This window comes from Pseudomonas sp. sp1636, assembly GCF_030376615.1.
In the GTDB taxonomy this organism is placed as follows: Bacteria; Pseudomonadota; Gammaproteobacteria; order Pseudomonadales; family Pseudomonadaceae; genus Aquipseudomonas.
Window position 1 is genome coordinate 47,073 of the sequence record NZ_JARRAB010000023.1, and the last position, 17,390, is coordinate 64,462.

Below are 17,390 nucleotides of genomic sequence, written 5' to 3' on the forward strand. Positions count from 1 at the left end.
TCGTTACGCTTCGGCGAGCACGGCACGGATAGGCCGTTTCAGTATCTTGCGGGTGGGAATGGTGCTGGCGAAGGCGGCGAGCAGCACCACCGCCAGCGTGGCAACCACGTAGGTGGGCATCACCCAGGCCAGATCCACCGGAACGGCGTTGCTGGAGCCTGGCGGTGTCCACATGATCCGGGCTTCGCGCACGGCCCACACGATGGCACCGGCGCCGCCGATACCCAGCAGTGCCGCCGCCAGTGCCAGCCAGCTGTTTTCCAGCATGGTCAGGGCCATGACAAAGCGCCGGGTAAAACCCAGGCTGCGCAGGATGGCGAATTCGCGCGCGCGCTGGGCGAAGTTCATGTAGCTGGCGTTTAACAGACTGATAAAACCGATGGCGCAGGCGACGACGGCGATAAAGTTAAGAAAGCCCCCCAGCACCGCCTTTACCTGCTGGTAAAAGGTGGCGCGGTCGGACCAAAGAAACACCTGCACATCGGTGAGTCCGGCCTGTTGCAGAGCTGCGCTGATTCGCGCCTGCGCGGCCTGCAGGCTTGCGCCCTCGCTCAACAGCACGTGGTACTCGCTGACGTCCCGGGTGTTGAGCAGTGCCTGGGCATCCGCCATCGGCATCACGACCAGGCGATCGTTAACTTCCTTGATGCCCCAGTCCATGATTCCGCTGGGCAAGGCACGCACGGCGTTGACGCGTGCATCGCCGCGAGTGCTGGCGGTCAGCTCCAGCGGGCCGGGGGGACATTGCATCGGCTTGGATGCCGGCGTATCGCCGGGCTGCAGCGGTGCAAAACCGACCTTGGGCACCTCGCAACCGAGGATGGCGGCCAGTCCCTGGCCGAGAATCAGCGGCTGGGCGCGCGTCTCCATCCACAACGGCGTGCCGGCGACCACGTCGTACTCGTAGGCGGGGCCCTTGATCTGGCGGATGGCCTGCACGTCCTGGCCAATGCCGGCAAAGATCGTGCTCACGCGGGCGTTGGACAGCATGCCGGAAATCCGCAGGATACGGGCGCTTGCGACAACCTCGCGATCCGCCGCGAGCAATGTGTCGATCTGCTGTTGCATGGCGGCGCTGAGTGGCAGTTGGCCGGCACCTTCCACTTCCCGCGCCAGTTGCGACGCGGGCCGCTCGATCAGCAAATGACCACGCGCGCCCCAGCGCATGAAGGCATCGCGGATCAGTTCGACATTGGCCTGCATGTAACCCGACAGCAGACACAAGGCCAGGATGGACACGGCCATCACCACAAGGGTTCCGATGGATTTGCGCCCCTGACGCAGCAGGTTACGCAGTGACATGTTCAATAGCAGCTTGGTGTGCATGGTGGCTCCTCCTCTCCTATAGAGTCATCAGCGTGTCGAGCGAGAACAGGCTGTCCGACGGACTGGCCGGAGCCACCCGCGCGTATTCCAGCAGGCTGAAGCGCTCGGGGAAGTTGGCGTTAACGATCTTCATGCTCGAGACGAAGGCTCGTTGCTCTCCGTCCACCAGCACACGGTTGCCGTATTCGAAGTGCGCGACCTTGAACGGCATGCCGCTGGCGGTGAGAAACTCGGCCTTGATGCCGAGGCGCGTGCGGATATCGAGGTAATAGATGATCGATTCGTAGGTGGCGTCGGACGTCGTGGCCGTCAGTTTGAGCTTGTGGCAGTCCACTCCATTGAGCTGCACAGTGCCCAGGTATTCCGGCGAGTAGTCGCGAGCGTACTGGGTGGCGGCGATATCACCATTGGCCGCCTCGCCCACCAGTCGCTGTTGCGGGCTGATGCTGACCGGTTTGCGCAGCCCCGGCTTGGCGTACCACATGGCGCGGGAGGCGATGAGAATCTTCTCGCCGCGATAGCGTCTCGGCGCGGTGGTCTTGGCCAGGGCCCGACCTTCGTGCACCGCGATAGCGTAGGTGGTATCGGTGGCGCCGGCGGGATCTTCGGTGTGGATACGCAGCGTCCATTGATAACTGCCCCAGCCGCCACGGGCCAGGTCGGCCTGGCGCAACCACTGGCGCAACGTGGCCTCCTCCGGCACGTCGGCAACGGCAGCCGCTTCGTTAATCGCGGTTTCGGCACGCACTGACGTGGCCGGCAGCAACGCGATCGCCAAAACCAGGCAAGAGGCAGTGGCCAGCAGTTGGATAAGGGGCATGCCGCGGCGGCCGGGGCGGACTTTACCGCCGACACGTTTACGCGCCGTGAGCAACGCGCCCAGGGCGATACCCAGACCGGCCAGGACAATGGCACTCAGCGTCCAACCCAGCGGCAGCCCGAGCGTCAGCCTGGCGGGCTCGGCGATACGCGGCAATTGCGTTTCGATATGGGTGTAAGGCAGGGCGAAGATGACCAGGTAAGCCAACCCACTGGCCGCGAGCGCCGCAGCGAGCGTGGTGAGCAGGCTTTCCCGCACGAACAGGCCGGCGATGCGTCCGCGACCAAAGCCCATGGCTCGCAGCATGCCGATCTCGCGGGCGCGGTCGGCCACATTCATGGCCACGGTGTGTTGGATGGTGGTGAGCGCAATGGCGAAAATCACACTGCCGGTAAACGCGAACACCATATTGAAGAAGCCCATGAAGCTGCTGTAGAGCTGGCCGATCTGCGGATGATCCCAAGTGGTGACTTCAAAGCGACCCGGCGCGCGCCGTTGCAGCTCGGCGGCCAGCTGATCACGGAAGGCACCGGCATGGGCACGATCATCGAGCTGTACCACCACCCGCGATACGGCGTCGGTGTCATAGAGCGACTGCAGCAGCGACAGCGGCGCTTTAAGCCCCTTGTCCTCGATCGCCTCGATACCGGTGGAGAAGTCGCCACTGAACGTCGCCTCTATGGCGTTCATGCGGTTGGCATAGGAGGCGCTGAACAGTTGCAACACCGCGCCGGGTGCGGGATAACCCAGCAGATCCTGCAGTTGCCTGGTCAGCAACAGGCCGTGTTCGTCCATTGCGCTGGGGGCGAAGTCGAGCGGACTTTCAGCCTGCAGTGCGGCTTCGAATTCAGGCTCGATCCCTCGACCGAGAAACACCGCGCTGTCCTCATCGCCCTGCACCACGCCGACGCCCACCAACTGGTCGGATGCCCGCACAAAATGCGCCAGACCGCGTGCCGACTGGTGAATCAGCGCCTGCTCTTGCCGGTCGAGCGAATACTTGGCCGGGGTTGCGGCCAGTTGCTCGGGCCCGTCCACCCGGTAGACCTGCACGTGGGCATTGGCATCGCGATAAATCACGATAGCCGCGAGCGAGTTCTCGACGAAGCGGATATAGCCCAGGAACAGCAATACCGCGAAGATCCCTGCGCCCACAGCGATCACGGTCGTCAGCGTACGCCGCCGGTCGCGGTAAAGGTTGCGCAATGCCATGGACCACATTACGCCACCTCGCTTTGGCCGGCTTGCTGCTGCTCGGCGCTCGGCTGAATTTCGCGGATGGTGGAGAGGCTGCCGTCGCGCAGTTCGACCACACGACGGACATGCTGCAGCAGCCGCTGATCGTGGGTGGAAAATACGAAGGTTACGCCCTGCTCGGCATTGAGCTGTTTCATCAGTTCCACCAGCGATAGCGCGCTGGCGGTATCCAGGCTGGCGGTGGGCTCGTCGGCCAGTATCAGTTTTGGCTTGGTCACCAGCGCGCGCGCCACGGCCACACGCTGACGCTGCCCGCCGGAGAGCTGATCCGGGCGGAAATCGGCGAAGCGCCCCAGGCCGACGGAGCAGAGCGCCGCAAGGGCGCGCTCACGTATTTCGCTCGACTTGAGTGAGTGCAGGTGCAGCGGCAGCGCCACGTTTTCCAGCGCCGTCAACACCGGAACCAGGTTGAAGCTCTGGAAAACGATCCCGTAGGTGCGGCTGCGCAGCCTGTCCAGCGCCTTCTCGTCGAGGCAAGTCACTGGCTGGCCGAGAACACGGATTTCACCCGAAGTGGGCGAATCCAGGCAGCCGATCAAGTTCAGCATGGTGGTTTTGCCACTACCACTGGGGCCGGTAATCGCGACGAAATCGCCGCGCCGAACCGTGAAATTGACGTTATCGAGGGCGGTCACCTCAATCTCGCCAAGCTGGTAATGCTTGGTGACGGATTCGAATTCGATCAAGATCATGTGTCTCTCCTTGTGCTTTTTCTGCGCTCGGTCAATCGATCTGACCGGCCTGGAAAATTGCTGTGTTTCAGTTGTTTGCTGCCTAGAAAAAAAGCTCCATGGCGACATAGGTACTGCGCGGCACCGGACGGCTCATCAGCAGTGACTCCGGCACCCGGCTGTGTGCATGCCCCAGATACAAGGTGCTGGTATCCGTGGGGCTGAAGGACAGTTCGAGGAAGCTGTCGGTGCTGCTTTGCTCCAGCCCCTGCAGCACCCGTGCGGTCAGGCCCCAGCGGCGGTCGCCAAACAATTTGGGCCAAGTGCCCTGCAGCAGCGCGTAGCGGCGCTGCACAAACGGGTGCAGCGGCCGGTTGCGCGAAGGACTGCTGCCCGCCGAGGGCATGGCGGCGATCAGCGGATTGGCGACTTCGCTGTCGCTCATCGCATAGCCGTTGTAAATCAGCTCCAGACCGATCTCCGCACCGGAGCTGGCGCCATAGCGCAGATTCAGAGTGCCGTCCCAGTGCCAGCGGTTTTCGTTCTGCGCCAACGGCTCTTCGCCGACGCCACTGCTGGCGCGGCGGGCATAACCGCGCGAGGCAGCGGCTTCGGCGCCCAGGGTCCAGGCATCATCCAGCCCGTGCTGCACATAGCCGCCAAAATAGGAGTGCAAGCCGCCACCGCCGCCGGCGACGGCCCCCAGGGTGGTGATCTGACTCTGCACCCAATTCCACTCGGCACGAGCCAACCCAAAGGCGCCCCCGCGGCGAATGCCGTCAACTTCGTCGAGCCGCGGGTCGGCCACCAGCAGATTGAGCCGCCCCCGGGGAGAGAGGGGCATGCTGGCAAAGGCCATGGGTTTACCCGGGATATCGCGACGTGGCGTGGCCGCGCCGTTGTCCGGAAATAGGCGGTTAGTCGGGCTATACAGCAGCGACGGCCCCCACCCCAGTAGCCGCTTGCCAAGGCCCAGTTGCCCCTCGCCCAGAGACTGCAGCAGATAACCCTCCGCCAGGGCATCGGGCTGCGGATCCGGCATATCCCTCGGCCGCTCGTCGTCATCCAGCGACAGGCGCGGTTTGAGCACCAGGCGCGTGTCCTGGCAGGCTCCCCGATCGCACTGCAACTGCACATTGAGGCGCAGCTCCGCGGCGCTGCGGTTGGCCTCGCCGCCACCTAGTGGAGCGAAAACGTCTTCACGCTCGCGAATGAGCTGCAGGGACAATTCGTACTCCACACTCCAAGGGCTCGGATCGTCGCCGATGGCACTGTCGAACGCCGCGCTCTCGCCAATTGCGACGCTGGGGACGCAAGCGATGAACAGCGCCGGGATCAGACCGGTTGCCAGTCGCGGACGCTGGATGCGCATGGGGCACTCTCTGGTTTCTGGGGTTGCGGTCGGGTTTGCAAAACGCCGTTGTAGTGCTCACGCAGTCGCCGCTTCAGCGTCTTGCCAGTGGCACCAATGGGAAATTCGTCCCAGTCGATCAGCCACAGATGAACCAACTGCTGTTGCTCCGGTAGCCGGCGGTTGAGTTGCCGCTGCAATGCCTCGGCGTTGATGGGCTCTGCGTCAACATGCAGCGCGACCACCGCGGCGGGTAATTCCGGGCCAGTGGCTCGCTCGCGCACAGCGAAGACGCAGGTATCGAGCACACCTGGATGTTTCAGGAGCACTTCCTCCAGCGGCAGGGTGTATAGAGCGCCGTTGGCGGTGTGTATCACGTCCACTTCGCGGTCGAGGTGGACAACTTCGCCATCCTTGCCCTCGCGCACCAAGTCGCCGGTGAACCACCAGCCATCCCGGGTAGCGGCGTAGTAGGTGTCATGGGCGTTCCAGTAGCCACCGAACATGCTCTTGCCCTTGATCATCAGGCGACCGACTTCACCCCTGGGCACCGGCATACCCTCGGCGTCTGCGATCTTGATCATCGGCCCCAGCGGCGTTTTGCGCCCCACACGGCGTTCGAAACGCTTGGTCCAGGGGGTGGCAATACGCAGCAAGGCGGCGATACCCACTTCGCTGGAACCCAAGCCATCGACAAAAATGGAGCCGCGCCGGGGAATGCCGAGACGGGTAAAGAAGGAGCCCCGCGGAATAAACGCACGCTGCTGTACTTCGTGGCTGGCGTCGGCAGTCGTACCCCAAATGCGCACGCTGTCGAGCGGACAATCCAGTGCTCCAGCCGCCATAAGGCGCATGTAGGTAATGGGAAAGCCGAAGAAGACCGTCGGCTCACGATGTTGCAACTGGTGGATCAGACCGGGGACTTCGAGCGCACTGTCGATAATGCAACGCACCCCCATCAACAAAGCGCCGTGCAGGTATAGATGCGCTACCTGGTGGTTGAGGGGCAGCGCGATACAGGCCAGGTCGGCGGTGGATACCGGGTTGAACAGCACGATGGAACGCAGCGATTGAGCGATACCGTCGGATCTCAAGATCACGCCTTTGGGCACACCGGTGGTGCCGGAGGTATGCACGATATACAAGGGGTCGGTGGGGCCGCGCCGGCAATACGGAGCCGCGGGCAGGTGCTGGGCCAGCAAGGCGGCCAAGCTGTGTAAGCGCAGTTCTCGGTCGCCTGATTGTACCGGGGCGTCCACCAGCACTACCTGCTCCAGTGTGGACGGCAGAGCGTGACCTCCCAGATCGGCTAACTTCTGCCAACCCTCGTCATCGCTGATCAGCAGCTTGGCGCCCATACGCCCCATATAGCCCGCGGCGATGTCTGCAGCCACTTTGACGTTGATAGGCACAGCGATGGCGCCGATGCGCATGGCCGCCACGGAGAACAGGAAGTAATCGAAGTGATTGGCCTTGTAGATTGCCACCCGGTCACCCTCGATCACGCCGAGGTGGTGCCAACAGGCGCAGAGGCGTTCGACCATGTCGAGCAGTTGCGCAGCACTCCAGTGCCGCTCCGCACTCCATGCCAGCGGCTGAGCCAGTTCAATCAGCTCACGCTCGCCGTGCCGGCGCGCCGAAAACTCGAGCGCACGGTCGACACGGTCGTCCCAACTCACGAGTAAGGCGAGGCGACCGCAAAACCCCAGACGCACGATGACGAACCCCAGGTAACCGAGCACAAAGGCGAGGGGAATGTAGATCGCATAGCTCATAGCGACGGCAACTTTGCGCAGGGAGCTTCCAGCTCGTCCAACAGCTGCCGCAGTACGCTGAGGAAAGGTGTCGCGAACTCCTGACGAATGTCGCTGAAAGCCGCACGGCGATAGACCAGATCCAGCTGCATGCGACCGTTCACCGTGGGGGTGTAGAGGATGAAATCGTAGGGCGGTACCAGGCAGCCAAAACCGACGTAGCTCTGCGTGGTGTGCTGCGGCGAACCGAACGAGGAGAAATCCTCCTCGATACGCCCCGGATTGGAATAACAGGCGTTGGTGCCCTGACAGCGGTTCAGCAGGCGGCGCGAGAGGCCCCTCAGCAAGCGCGGTCGCAACAGCGGCAGCAGCGATTCGAGGCGCCCCAGTGCGGTGCCGATCTGGCGCTCACTGCGCGCCGCGTCTATGGCTTCATGTACGCTGCGCACCAGTGCAGGCGTGGCCTGGCCGACCCTCAGGCGGATGTTGCTGGGCACCAGATAGTTGCGGAAGCTGCGGTCGTAGCTGTGATCGATCAACCGACGCAGGCTCACTGCGCAGGTAATGCGCAAAGCCCGACGTTGCCCAACGCCATTGTTTGCGCCATTGCTGGACTCCATCAGACGCGCCAGCGCCGCGCACAGCAGTGTGTTCACAGTGACGCCGTTGTCCCGTGCACCTGCGCACAATCTTCTCTCAAGATCCTGTGGCAACAGGCTCTGGAAGAAATCCAGTCGACCGATGGCCGGGTCTTTTGCGCGCCCCTCCCAGCGCTGGCCATGCAGGCCCACGCGCAATCCCACATCGTGACGCAGCAAGTCGACGGCGACGCTGCCCAGCGCGCGCGCCCAGCGCAGACTGCGCTCAAGCGGGCGGTACCATTGCGGACGTATTTCAGTCAGCGGCGAAAAGGGCAATATACCGGTGAGCACGAACGCGCCCGGCACCCCAGTAAGGCATGCGTAATGATCGATAATCGAGCGCAACAGCAGGCAGTCACTGCGCGCATCGGCCACACCGTGGTGGCTGCTCAGATACACACAGGAATTGTGCCCACTGCCCGCGGTGACCAGCAGCAGTTGCAGCGGCGGACGGTCGCGCCAGTTCAGCCGGCGAGCCGAGCTGAAGTCCATCAGCAGGTGGCGAAAGCCGGGATCGCCAAAGTCGCAGTCATTGAGGTATTCACGGTGCTCCACCCAGCGAGCGCTACTGCTGTCGTGTTCGTGCAGCGCCGAACCAGCAGGCCGAGTACGCAACAGCGGAATTTGCGCCACAGCGCGCTGTACGCTTTGCTCCAGCAGCGACGGATCCAGGCGCCCGCTGACGATCAGGATCTGGTTGGTATTGACATTGGCCAGGTCGCCCAGGTGCACGAAAACTTCGGCCAGGGCGTCCAGCGGGCGCGCATTGCCGGGAGCAGCGACAGCCGCAACGCTTGTACTCAGAGTGGTCACGGCGGTTCCCTCAGTCTGCTTTAGCGACGGCATCTTCGTGCGCATCCGTTACGTCGATCGACTCGTCGGCATACCAGCTGCACAGGCTGTACAACTCTTCCGACGACAGCGGCTGAATCCCTTGGCCGCAACCGATAGCGGCGTCGAGCTTCGCGCGCTCGAACTGCCATTCGGTACGTGCAAAGGGTTTGTTGGCTCCTACGGCGCGGTCGAACTTCTGCTCCAGCGCAGTGGTAGGCGCGCCCAGGCAGGTGTCTATACCAGCCACCTCACCCCAGATGCGCACTATCTCGCGCATGGGCAGATGGATACCGCCAGCACTGTGGAACACCTCGAAATCGCAGCCGGCATGCTGGCGCAGCGTCAGCGAACAGGCGTCCGCCGTGAGCTGGTCGATCGGCACCAGATCCGGGCGCGTATTCCCCAACAGATCCAGCGCCAACTCTTTGTGGCCGGCCTTGGCCAGGGCGGCCATCGCGTCCTGGAACATATAAAAACCAAAGCCGTTGCGGTGCGCCCAGCCGGTGGCGCGGTGGCCGACGACCACGGTGGGGCGAAATACGGTTACCGGCAGGCCGCAACGCAAGTAGAGGAGATGCAGCGCCTGCTCGGTGCTCCACTTGGTGACCTGGTAGGTGTTGAGCATGCGGCTCTTGGCATGCAGCTCCTCGCGTACCGGCCCGCCGCTCATACCCGCCACATAGGCGGTGGAAACGTAGTAGAAACGACGGCAGAGCGGCGCCAGACGTAGGACGGTCTCGTACAGACGGGTGCTGTTGCCTACGTTGGTGTCGAAAGACAACCCGAGCTTATGGGCTGAATAACTCATCTCGGCCGCCACATGCCAAACTTCGGTGATACCTCCCAACTCGGCACTGGTGAGCGCGGTCTCCAGCTCGGCGAAGTCGATATTGATAACCTTGAGATACCTTTTCAGCGCACCGTTGATGTCTAGCCCGCAACCCTGGGCTGCAGCGACTACGGCAGTAACAGTGCGCACGCCATCGGGGTCGTTGCGAGAGAGAGCTGTCACATGAGCGCCGCGCGCCAGAAGGCTCGCGGCCAGAGCGCTGCCGACAAACCCGGTGGCGCCGGTAATAAGAACCTGATGCACTTTCATACTCCTTTTTTCCGGTTAGTTGCATAGCAGCAGGGCGAGCCAGCACAGGCTCGGCATCTGCAGGGCGACGGAATCAAAGTTCGATGATGTGCTCGTCTACTTTCACGCCGACGTGACGACCAGGCTCGGTGCCAAAGCCAAGAACGCGGTCACCAGGCTTGAGTTCGGTGACATTGAGGGGCTTGGATTTGTCGGAAAACACGCGTACATGCCAGTCGTCCTGCATGATGATGTTGACCTTGCGGTTATCCGGGAACGTAGCCTCGATCAGAATCAGCGGACGGATTTCGGTCTTGGCGCGACCGACGAAAACCTGGCGGGTTTCGCCGCGAGCATTGACCGTGGTGAGCGAGCTACCGGCGCGCAGCTCGCTGATATAGCTGGTGCGGTCATTGCCCTGGAACACATAGCTATGCACCGAGGCGGCATTGATGCGGAAGGGGCGCAATTCCATATACGGCAGATGGAAAACCTCCGGGCAGCAGAGGATGCCACCGGTGGAGGTTGAGCCCACCAATATGCCTTCATCCGGATTGAACATATGGGTGGTGTCGATGCAGGCGCGGTAGCCCAGGCCCAGGTGAGTGATGCGATCGATGACACCGACCTGGATTTCAATCTTCGGCGATGCCTGCGCATCCATTTTTTTTGCAAAACGGTCGAACTGTTCCATGGTGACGAAGGAGGCCAGCACGCCATCACTGCCCAACTCCAGTACGCCCAGCGCGATTACCGCGTCGTCCACGTCCTGGTGCACTTCCTTGAGCAGCACCGTGTTGGTCTTGTGCAGTTCGGCAATGACCAATTCCAGCGGGATATTGGTCGAATCCTTGAACGACACCATCAGAAAGTCGTAGTGCATGCCTCGATGGAAGGATGCGTGGAGGCTGCTGGCATTGTCTACGTGGGTACGCCAGCTGGTGCGATAACCGGCCTCGCGAGCAGCGGCGAGCACCTGCGCTTTACTGCTCGACACGACGGCGACACGGCGGCAAGGTTCGCTGGACTCGATCAGCGTGCCGATTGCGCCCCACTCTTCCAGGCTATCGACCTGCAACACGCGCTGCAGGCGCGGGGATATCGCCTCATTCAGCGTTTTGTAATTGTCGGCATAGAGCACAATGCCGTTGTAACGGCCCTGGCCCAGGCGTTGCACGACCGCCCCGCGGCTTTCCTCATCGAGTGCCGCCAGGACGCGGGAGTCGTACCAGAGCACGTGTTCGCGACTCTCCGGTAGATTCGTGTTCGTTGGGAAGAGCGCAGTATTGCTCGGCGGCATCGGCTCGAGTGGCGTGCTGGGTTCGCGTATCTCGGCAACCGGCTGCTGGGGGGTTCCCTTGCTGGCGGCCTTGCCGGCGACCTGGGAGAGGGTCTGAACTTGATCCATGACGTCGTCCTGATTGAGTGCAGGGGGGGCGGACAGTTCGCCGCGCCCCGATCGAGCTTGCGGCGGGGCCGCGAGAAGGTGACAAGGCGCTCTGCTGCCCTGCTCATGACTGGCAGCCGCTGCCTCTGAAACGAGCCTATCCAGAGGGCAGAAAGGCGTCACCTAGCAGAAGTGTTAGTTGCGCGACGACGACCGGATGACGCTCGACATCTGCCGCACCGGGATGGCCTCGAACCGCAGCGCCGGCAGATCAACATCGCCAGCGCCCTTGCCGCGGCAATCGAGAGCGCAACATAGGTTGCCCGGGCACATTCGGATACCGCCCATGACTTGGTCTCGAGATGCCCACAGCGCTATGCTCGCCCAGCACCCTCAGTGGAGTTCACCTATGCGCCCGTTAATCCTTATCGCCAGCCTCTTCGCCGGTCTCGCCCAGGCCGCCGAGCCGATCGACATCGACGTCCACCGCGACGCTAATTGTGGCTGCTGCAAGGCCTGGATCAGCCATCTGCAGGAGAACGGCTTCAACGTCATCGACCACGTCGAAAACGACATGAGCGCGCTCAAGCAGCGCCTCGGCGTGCCGCCGCGCCTGGCCTCGTGCCACACCGGGGTGATCGACGGCAAGTTCGTCGAGGGCCACGTACCCGCCGCCGTCATCCTCAAGCTGCGCCAGCAGCCTGATCTGCTCGGCGCCGCCGTACCGGGCATGCCGGCCGGCTCGCCGGGCATGGAGATGGGGAATCGCCAGCAGGCCTACCAGGTCATCGGTCTGGATCGGCAGGGCAAGGAGCGCGTGCTCGCCGACTACCCGGGCAACTGACCGACCGCGCTGGCGCCAGCAGCGCAGGGCGAGGACACTGAGCATCGGTCATGGCCAAGGGAGCCGGGCAATGCGCTGGAAACGGGCAAGACGCAGCGACAACGTGGTGGAGGCGCGCGGCAGTGGCGCCAGGCGCTTCGGCGGCGGCAAGGGTTTGAGCCTCGGCGGCGTCGCCGTGGTGGTGATCGTCGGCCTGCTGATGGGCCAGGATCCGCTGCAGATCCTCGCTCAGCTGGCCGGCCAGACCAGCTCGCTCGGCCAGCCACAAGCCGAACGACCGGCAGCCAACGACGAACAACTGCAGTTCGTGCGCGCCATTCTCGGCGACACCGAGGACACGTGGCGCGCGCTCTTCCAGAGCGCCAACCGCCAATACCGCGACCCGACCCTGGTGCTGTTCCGTGGCGGGATCAATTCGGCCTGCGGCTTCGCCAGCTCGGCGGTCGGCCCCTTCTACTGCCCTGGCGATCGACGGGTCTACCTGGATCTGGAGTTCTTCCGCGAATTGGAGCAGCGCTTCGCCGCGACCGGCGATTTCGCCCAGGCCTACGTGATCGCCCATGAGGTGGGCCACCACGTGCAGACCCTGCTCGGGGTTTCCGCCAAGGTGAATGCCGCGCGGCAACGTGGCGAACGCATGGAAGGCGACAGCGGCCTGTTGGTGCGCCAGGAGTTGCAGGCCGATTGCCTGGCCGGGGTCTGGGCCCATCACGCCCAGCAACGCCTCGACTGGCTGGAACCGGGCGATCTGGAAGAAGCGCTGAATGCGGCCAATGCCATCGGCGACGATCGCCTGCAGCAACAGGCGCGCGGCCAGGTGGTGCCGGACTCCTTCACCCACGGCAGCTCGGCGCAGCGCATGCGCTGGTTCAACACCGGCTTCGAGCAAGGCAACGTCAAGCGTTGCGATACCTTCCAGAGCGCCCGCCTCTAACCTGGCGCGGCCGGCGATTCGCGCAATCCACGCGGCTGTCGCCTATTGCATCCAGGGCGGCGGCGGTTCTTCGCCGACGGGGGCATCTTCGGCATTGAGCAGCGTTTGGCGGCGCGCTTCCTCGGCCAGGGTGGCTTTGATCTCGCGCAGCACCGCATCGATGTCGGCAGCCTCGTCAGGATCGTCGAACTCGCCGGTCAACGGGCTTTCCGGGGTCAGCTCACCGGCCTCGTACAGTGCCCACATTTCCTTGGCGAACTTGCTGTACTTGAGTTCCGGAGCGAACTGGCCGAAGTAGGCGGACATGTTGCCGACGTCGCGCTCGAGCATGCTGAAGGCATGGTTGTTAGCGGCGGCATCCACCGCTTGCGGCAGGTCGATGATCACCGGGCCTTCGGGGCCGAGCAGCACGTTGAACTCGGACAAGTCGCCATGCACCAGGCCGGCGCAGAGCATCTTGACCACCTCGGCGATCATGAAGGCATGGAATTCGCGGGCGTCTTCCGGGTGCAGGTCGACATCGTTGAGGCGCGGTGCGACATCGCCCTCATCGTCGAGAACCAACTCCATCAGCAGCACGCCTTCGAGGAAGTCATAGGGCTTGGGTACCCGCACCCCGGCGGAGGCCAGGCGAAACAAGGCGGCCACCTCGGCGTTCTGCCAGGCATCTTCCTGGCCCTTGCGACCGTACTTGGTGCCCTTGGTCATGGCCCGCATATCGCGGCTGCTGCGCACCTTGCGACCTTCCTGATACTGCGCCGCCTGGCGGAAACTGCGCTTGTTCGCCTCTTTATAGACCTTGGCGCAACGCAGTTCATCGCCGCAGCGCACCACGTACACCGCAGCTTCCTTACCACTCATCAGCGGGCGTATAACCTCGTCGACCAGACCAGCCTCGACCAGGGGTTCAATACGTTTTGGTGTCTTCATTAGCTTTAATCGTGGGTCCTGTGTTGCCATATTCGCGTATGCCGCCCCGTTATACGGCAATCCTCGGGCAGCGCCCAGCCCATGGATTGCCATGGGTCAGTTAACGGCCCGATAAACGTTGGCGCAATGCGCCGATTGACGGGAAATAAGCAGCCCCCCCACCGAGCGGGGGCCTGTGGCAGATTTGAAAGCGCGATTGGTGTTGGCCCAGCCGGCGCAAGGGTCGACAATCGACTCATCACTCTGCGGAGCCGCGTCATGCTCGACACCGACCTTTGCTGGCAAGCCGTCTGCGCTCGTGATGCCGCGTGCGATAAGCAGTTCGTCTTCGCCGTGCGCTCCACCGGTATCTATTGCCGCCCCAGTTGCCCGGCGCGGCGACCCAGACGCGAAAACGTCAGCTTTCATGGCGATGCGGCCAGCGCCGCCGCCGCCGGCTTTCGCCCGTGCAAACGCTGTTCGCCACAGGGCGCCAGCCCGGCCGAGCAGCTCGATCAACTGGTCATTGCCGCCTGCAAGCTGCTGGCAAACGACGAGCAGCGTCTGACCCTGGATCAGTTGGCCGCACGCATCGGCCTGTCCGCCTCCCATCTGGCCCGCGCGTTCAAGGCCCGTACCGGGCTGACGCCGAAGGCCTGGAGCAACGCCCTGCGCCGCGCGCACCTCGACGCCCACCTGGCCACAGCCGGCAGCGTATTGGACGCCGCCCTCGCCGCCGGCTACTCCAGCACCCGCAGCCTGTATCAACACGACGAGGCACTGAGCCCGGCGCAGCGACGCAAACAGGCCGCCGGCGAGCAGCTGCGCTATACCATCGCCGCCTGCCCCCTCGGCCAGTTGCTCCTGGCCAGCAGTGCAAAAGGCGTCTGCGCGCTGCTGTTTGGCGATAGCGCCGCCGCACTGTACGAAGAACTGCAACAGCGTTTTGCCGCTGCCCGGTTGCAACGCGACGACGCCGGGCTGGGCGACTGGCTGCAGCAGGTCATCGCACAAATCGAGGAACCCCAGCGCAGCGCGCAGTTGCCATTGGATCTGCGCGGCACGGTGTTTCAGCAGCAGGTGTGGCAGGCACTGCGGCAAATCCCCGGCGGCCAGACCCGCCGTTATGGCGAGCTGGCCGCCAGCATCGGCAGCCACCCGCGCGCGGTGGCGCGGGCCTGCGCCAGCAATCCGCTGGGCCTGCTGGTTCCTTGCCATCGGCTGGTCGGCGCCAAAGGTGCACTGAGTGGCTATCGCTGGGGGCTGGCGCGCAAGGCAGTGCTGCTGGAGGGCGAGGCCGAAGCCAGCAGCCACCAACCGGGAGCAAACGCCTAGCAGGCCAGTCAGCGCCAGAGGATGAACGCCATGGCCTGGCGCCTATATAGTGAGCAGCTGGCAGCCGATCTGACCCCGTGAAACAATGCTAGGAGCCACCCCACCGCCTCTCCCACGGAGCCGCATGAACCTGACCGAACTCACCGCCCGCCTGCACGCCATCCGTGACCGCAACGACTGGCGACCATTCCACAGCCCGAAGAACCTGGCCATGGCCGCCAGCGTGGAGATGGCCGAACTGGTGGAGATCTTCCAGTGGCTCAGCGAAGCGCAATCGCGCCAGCTCGCCGCCGAACAACTGCAACATGCCGGCCAGGAAGTCGGCGACATCGTGCTCTACCTGCTGCTGCTGTGCAGCGAGCTGGGGATCGATATGGAGCAGGCGGTACGCGCCAAGCTGGCCGACAGCGAACGGCGGTTCGCCCCATGAGCGACCGCCATTTCGACGAACTGGCCACCCGTTTCGCCGAGAAGATCTACGGCGGCGCCAAGGGCGCGATCCGCCTGGCGGTGCTCCAGGCCGACCTCGCCGAGGTTCTGCCGGAGCGCCCCCTACGGGTGCTGGATATCGGCGCAGGCCTGGGCCATATGGCGCTGTGGCTGGCCGAACGCGGCCATCAAGTGACCCTGACCGAACCGGCCGAGCCGATGCTCGATGGCGCCCGCGCGCGCTTTGCCGCCGCGGGGCAGCCGGCGACCTTTATCCAGGCGCCCTGGCAGGAACTGCTCGGCCAGCTCGAGCAACCCTACGACCTGGTGGTCTGTCACGCGGTGCTGGAGTGGCTGGCCGAGCCGCAGGCCATTCTGCCGGTGCTGCATCAGCTTTGCGCGCCTGACGGCTGGCTGTCGCTGGCCTTCTACAACAAGGACGCGCTGATCTACCGCAACCTGCTCAAGGGCCATTTCCGCAAGCTGCGCAAGGCCGAGTTCGCCGGCGAGAAACAGAGCCTGACGCCGCAGCGCCCAATCGATCCGCGCGAGTTGGCGGCGCAACTCGACGCGCATTGGCAGGTCGAATGTAAAAGTGGCATACGGGTTTTCCATGACTATATGCCGCATGAATTCCAGGCCAAGGCCGAGCTGATCGACCTGTTGGAAATGGAGTTGGCCTACCGCCGCCACCCCAGCTTTGTCGGCCTCGGTCGCTACCTGCACTGGCTCTGCCGACCGCGTTGAGGCCAACTGAGGAGTCCATATACTGATGCAAGCCGGGAATGAATCGAGGAGCCAACCTGGCCTGTACGGCTGGCAAAGCCCCGGATTGCCTCCGACTACACAGCGGCGCAGCGAGGCGCTGGCGGAGAATACGATGAAAATCTTGCCCCTGTTGTGGCTGCCCTTACTGGTCGCCTGCCAGAGCAGCAACCCCTACATCGCGGACTCCAGGCCCATTCCGCCGGCCCCGTCACAGGCGGTTAATCGGCTGGATCTCAGCGCCTACCCGGCTCCCGCGCGTGATTATGCGCGCTACCGAAATTGGGCCTGGCGCGACGACCGGCAGCCGGCCGGCAGCGCCTGGGCCAGCTCGACCCTGGTGCAGGAAGCGCTGAGCAACGCCCTCGACCAACGCGGCCTGCGCCCAGCCCAACCCGGCACCACCGCCGACCTCGAAGTCAGCACCGAGATGCGCCTGGAACACCGCCTGCGCCAGGTTGCCGATCACTATGGCAGCCACTACGGCCATCAACGCTACGCTGACGAATTCGGCCTGTGGGGCAGTGCGCCGCTGGTGCGCACCTATGCGGAAGAGGTGGTCGTGGTGGGCATCGAGCTGTTCGACGTGCGCGATGGCCAAGCGGTGTGGCGCGGCAGCGCGCAGATGCTCAGCGACGGCAGCCAGGGCGAGCGCGCCGACGCCTTGCGTGCGGCCCTCAAGCGCGCACTGGAGAACTACCCGCCGGACTGAACACAACCCTGCCTCAGGCGCCCCGTGCCTGCGGCATCTTTATCTGGGAGACTCAATCATGCGCCTGCATCTGTTACTGCTTGCCACCCTGCTGCTGAGCGCCTGCCAGACCGCGCAGCTCAATCGCGACTTCGACCCGAACCGCGACTTCGCCACCTATCGCAGTTGGAGCTGGCAGGAACCGGCCGTGCAATACCGGCCCGACGACCCACGATTCAACAGCGACCTGACCGAACAGCGCCTGCGCACCGCCATCAGCGAACAACTCGATCAACACGGCCTACGCCCGGCTCCCGGCAACACCAGAGCCGACTTGCGGGTGCAAGCCTGGTTGATCGTCGAT

The 17,390-nt window shown here is 63.9% G+C and carries 16 protein-coding genes; 7 read left to right on the forward strand and 9 right to left on the reverse strand.

Going from position 1 to position 17,390, the window contains the following annotated elements:
• Positions 1-3: 3 nt before the first annotated feature.
• The 8 genes from P8H27_RS18940 to P8H27_RS18975 all read right to left on the reverse strand — a co-directional run bounded on the left by P8H27_RS18940 (position 4) and on the right by P8H27_RS18975 (position 11,140).
• Positions 4-1,326, reverse strand: a complete 1,323-nt coding sequence (locus P8H27_RS18940) for an ABC transporter permease (protein WP_289639270.1) — start codon at positions 1,324-1,326, stop codon at positions 4-6.
• 16 nt (positions 1,327-1,342) lie between these two features.
• The gene (locus P8H27_RS18945; RefSeq protein ID WP_289639271.1) at positions 1,343-3,367 is read right to left on the reverse strand and encodes an outer membrane lipoprotein-sorting protein; all 2,025 of its coding nucleotides are present in this window, start codon (positions 3,365-3,367) and stop codon (positions 1,343-1,345) included.
• Positions 3,367-4,095 carry an ABC transporter ATP-binding protein gene (locus P8H27_RS18950; RefSeq protein WP_289639272.1) on the reverse strand — a complete coding sequence of 243 codons (729 nt, stop codon included), beginning with the start codon at positions 4,093-4,095 and terminating at the stop codon, positions 3,367-3,369. The genes P8H27_RS18945 and P8H27_RS18950 overlap by 1 nt, the downstream gene beginning before the upstream one ends.
• A gap of 82 nt (positions 4,096-4,177) precedes the next feature.
• Positions 4,178-5,446 carry a hypothetical protein gene (locus P8H27_RS18955; RefSeq protein WP_289639273.1) on the reverse strand — a complete coding sequence of 423 codons (1,269 nt, stop codon included), beginning with the start codon at positions 5,444-5,446 and terminating at the stop codon, positions 4,178-4,180.
• The gene (locus tag P8H27_RS18960) at positions 5,410-7,200 is read right to left on the reverse strand and encodes a class I adenylate-forming enzyme family protein (protein WP_289639274.1); all 1,791 of its coding nucleotides are present in this window, start codon (positions 7,198-7,200) and stop codon (positions 5,410-5,412) included. The genes P8H27_RS18955 and P8H27_RS18960 overlap by 37 nt, the downstream gene beginning before the upstream one ends.
• Positions 7,197-8,633, reverse strand: coding sequence for a hypothetical protein (locus tag P8H27_RS18965; RefSeq protein WP_289639275.1), 1,437 nt, complete (start codon positions 8,631-8,633; stop codon positions 7,197-7,199). The genes P8H27_RS18960 and P8H27_RS18965 overlap by 4 nt, the downstream gene beginning before the upstream one ends.
• A gap of 10 nt (positions 8,634-8,643) precedes the next feature.
• The gene (locus P8H27_RS18970; protein ID WP_289639276.1) at positions 8,644-9,747 is read right to left on the reverse strand and encodes an SDR family oxidoreductase; all 1,104 of its coding nucleotides are present in this window, start codon (positions 9,745-9,747) and stop codon (positions 8,644-8,646) included.
• Between the two features lie 79 nt (positions 9,748-9,826).
• Entirely contained in the window at positions 9,827-11,140 is a 1,314-nt protein-coding gene (locus tag P8H27_RS18975; protein WP_289639278.1) for a 3-dehydroquinate synthase II, read from the reverse strand.
• 388 nt (positions 11,141-11,528) lie between these two features.
• Here P8H27_RS18975 and P8H27_RS18980 point away from each other — a divergent pair, with 388 nt between their 5' ends.
• A complete protein-coding gene (locus P8H27_RS18980; RefSeq protein ID WP_289639279.1) occupies positions 11,529-11,963 on the forward strand; it encodes a DUF411 domain-containing protein in 435 nt (144 codons plus the stop codon).
• A gap of 70 nt (positions 11,964-12,033) precedes the next feature.
• Entirely contained in the window at positions 12,034-12,897 is an 864-nt protein-coding gene (locus P8H27_RS18985; protein ID WP_289639281.1) for a neutral zinc metallopeptidase, read from the forward strand.
• Between the two features lie 42 nt (positions 12,898-12,939).
• Here P8H27_RS18985 and P8H27_RS18990 read toward each other — a convergent pair whose 3' ends face one another.
• Positions 12,940-13,827 carry a PA4780 family RIO1-like protein kinase gene (locus P8H27_RS18990; RefSeq protein WP_289639283.1) on the reverse strand — a complete coding sequence of 296 codons (888 nt, stop codon included), beginning with the start codon at positions 13,825-13,827 and terminating at the stop codon, positions 12,940-12,942.
• A gap of 258 nt (positions 13,828-14,085) precedes the next feature.
• Between P8H27_RS18990 and ada the strand changes: the two genes are divergently transcribed.
• From ada to P8H27_RS19015, 5 genes are all read left to right on the forward strand, one after another.
• The gene (gene ada / locus P8H27_RS18995; RefSeq protein ID WP_289639284.1) at positions 14,086-15,141 is read left to right on the forward strand and encodes a bifunctional DNA-binding transcriptional regulator/O6-methylguanine-DNA methyltransferase Ada; all 1,056 of its coding nucleotides are present in this window, start codon (positions 14,086-14,088) and stop codon (positions 15,139-15,141) included.
• Between the two features lie 124 nt (positions 15,142-15,265).
• Entirely contained in the window at positions 15,266-15,571 is a 306-nt protein-coding gene (locus P8H27_RS19000) for a nucleotide pyrophosphohydrolase (protein WP_289639286.1), read from the forward strand.
• Positions 15,568-16,317, forward strand: coding sequence for a methyltransferase (locus tag P8H27_RS19005; protein ID WP_289639288.1), 750 nt, complete (start codon positions 15,568-15,570; stop codon positions 16,315-16,317). The genes P8H27_RS19000 and P8H27_RS19005 overlap by 4 nt, the downstream gene beginning before the upstream one ends.
• 133 nt (positions 16,318-16,450) lie before the next feature.
• On the forward strand, positions 16,451-17,047 hold the full coding sequence (locus P8H27_RS19010; RefSeq protein WP_289639290.1) for a DUF4136 domain-containing protein: 597 nt from the start codon (positions 16,451-16,453) through the stop codon (positions 17,045-17,047).
• 58 nt (positions 17,048-17,105) lie between these two features.
• A partial coding sequence (locus tag P8H27_RS19015; protein WP_374761372.1) for a DUF4136 domain-containing protein occupies positions 17,106-17,390 on the forward strand: 285 nt, incomplete at its 3' end.

Bases quoted from the DNA above. Each gene is read 5' to 3' on its own strand.
- P8H27_RS18940 (WP_289639270.1), bottom strand. From the start codon at position 1,326: ATGCACACCAAGCTGCTATTGAACATGTCACTGCGTAACCTGCTGCGT.
- P8H27_RS18945 (WP_289639271.1), bottom strand. From the start codon at position 3,367: ATGTGGTCCATGGCATTGCGCAACCTTTACCGCGACCGGCGGCGTACG.
- P8H27_RS18950 (WP_289639272.1), bottom strand. From the start codon at position 4,095: ATGATCTTGATCGAATTCGAATCCGTCACCAAGCATTACCAGCTTGGC.
- P8H27_RS18955 (WP_289639273.1), bottom strand. From the start codon at position 5,446: ATGCGCATCCAGCGTCCGCGACTGGCAACCGGTCTGATCCCGGCGCTG.
- P8H27_RS18960 (WP_289639274.1), bottom strand. From the start codon at position 7,200: ATGAGCTATGCGATCTACATTCCCCTCGCCTTTGTGCTCGGTTACCTG.
- P8H27_RS18975 (WP_289639278.1), bottom strand. From the start codon at position 11,140: ATGGATCAAGTTCAGACCCTCTCCCAGGTCGCCGGCAAGGCCGCCAGC.
- P8H27_RS18980 (WP_289639279.1), top strand. From the start codon at position 11,529: ATGCGCCCGTTAATCCTTATCGCCAGCCTCTTCGCCGGTCTCGCCCAG.
- P8H27_RS18985 (WP_289639281.1), top strand. From the start codon at position 12,034: ATGCGCTGGAAACGGGCAAGACGCAGCGACAACGTGGTGGAGGCGCGC.
- P8H27_RS18990 (WP_289639283.1), bottom strand. From the start codon at position 13,827: ATGAAGACACCAAAACGTATTGAACCCCTGGTCGAGGCTGGTCTGGTC.
- ada (WP_289639284.1), top strand. From the start codon at position 14,086: ATGCTCGACACCGACCTTTGCTGGCAAGCCGTCTGCGCTCGTGATGCC.
- P8H27_RS19000 (WP_289639286.1), top strand. From the start codon at position 15,266: ATGAACCTGACCGAACTCACCGCCCGCCTGCACGCCATCCGTGACCGC.
- P8H27_RS19005 (WP_289639288.1), top strand. From the start codon at position 15,568: ATGAGCGACCGCCATTTCGACGAACTGGCCACCCGTTTCGCCGAGAAG.
- P8H27_RS19010 (WP_289639290.1), top strand. From the start codon at position 16,451: ATGAAAATCTTGCCCCTGTTGTGGCTGCCCTTACTGGTCGCCTGCCAG.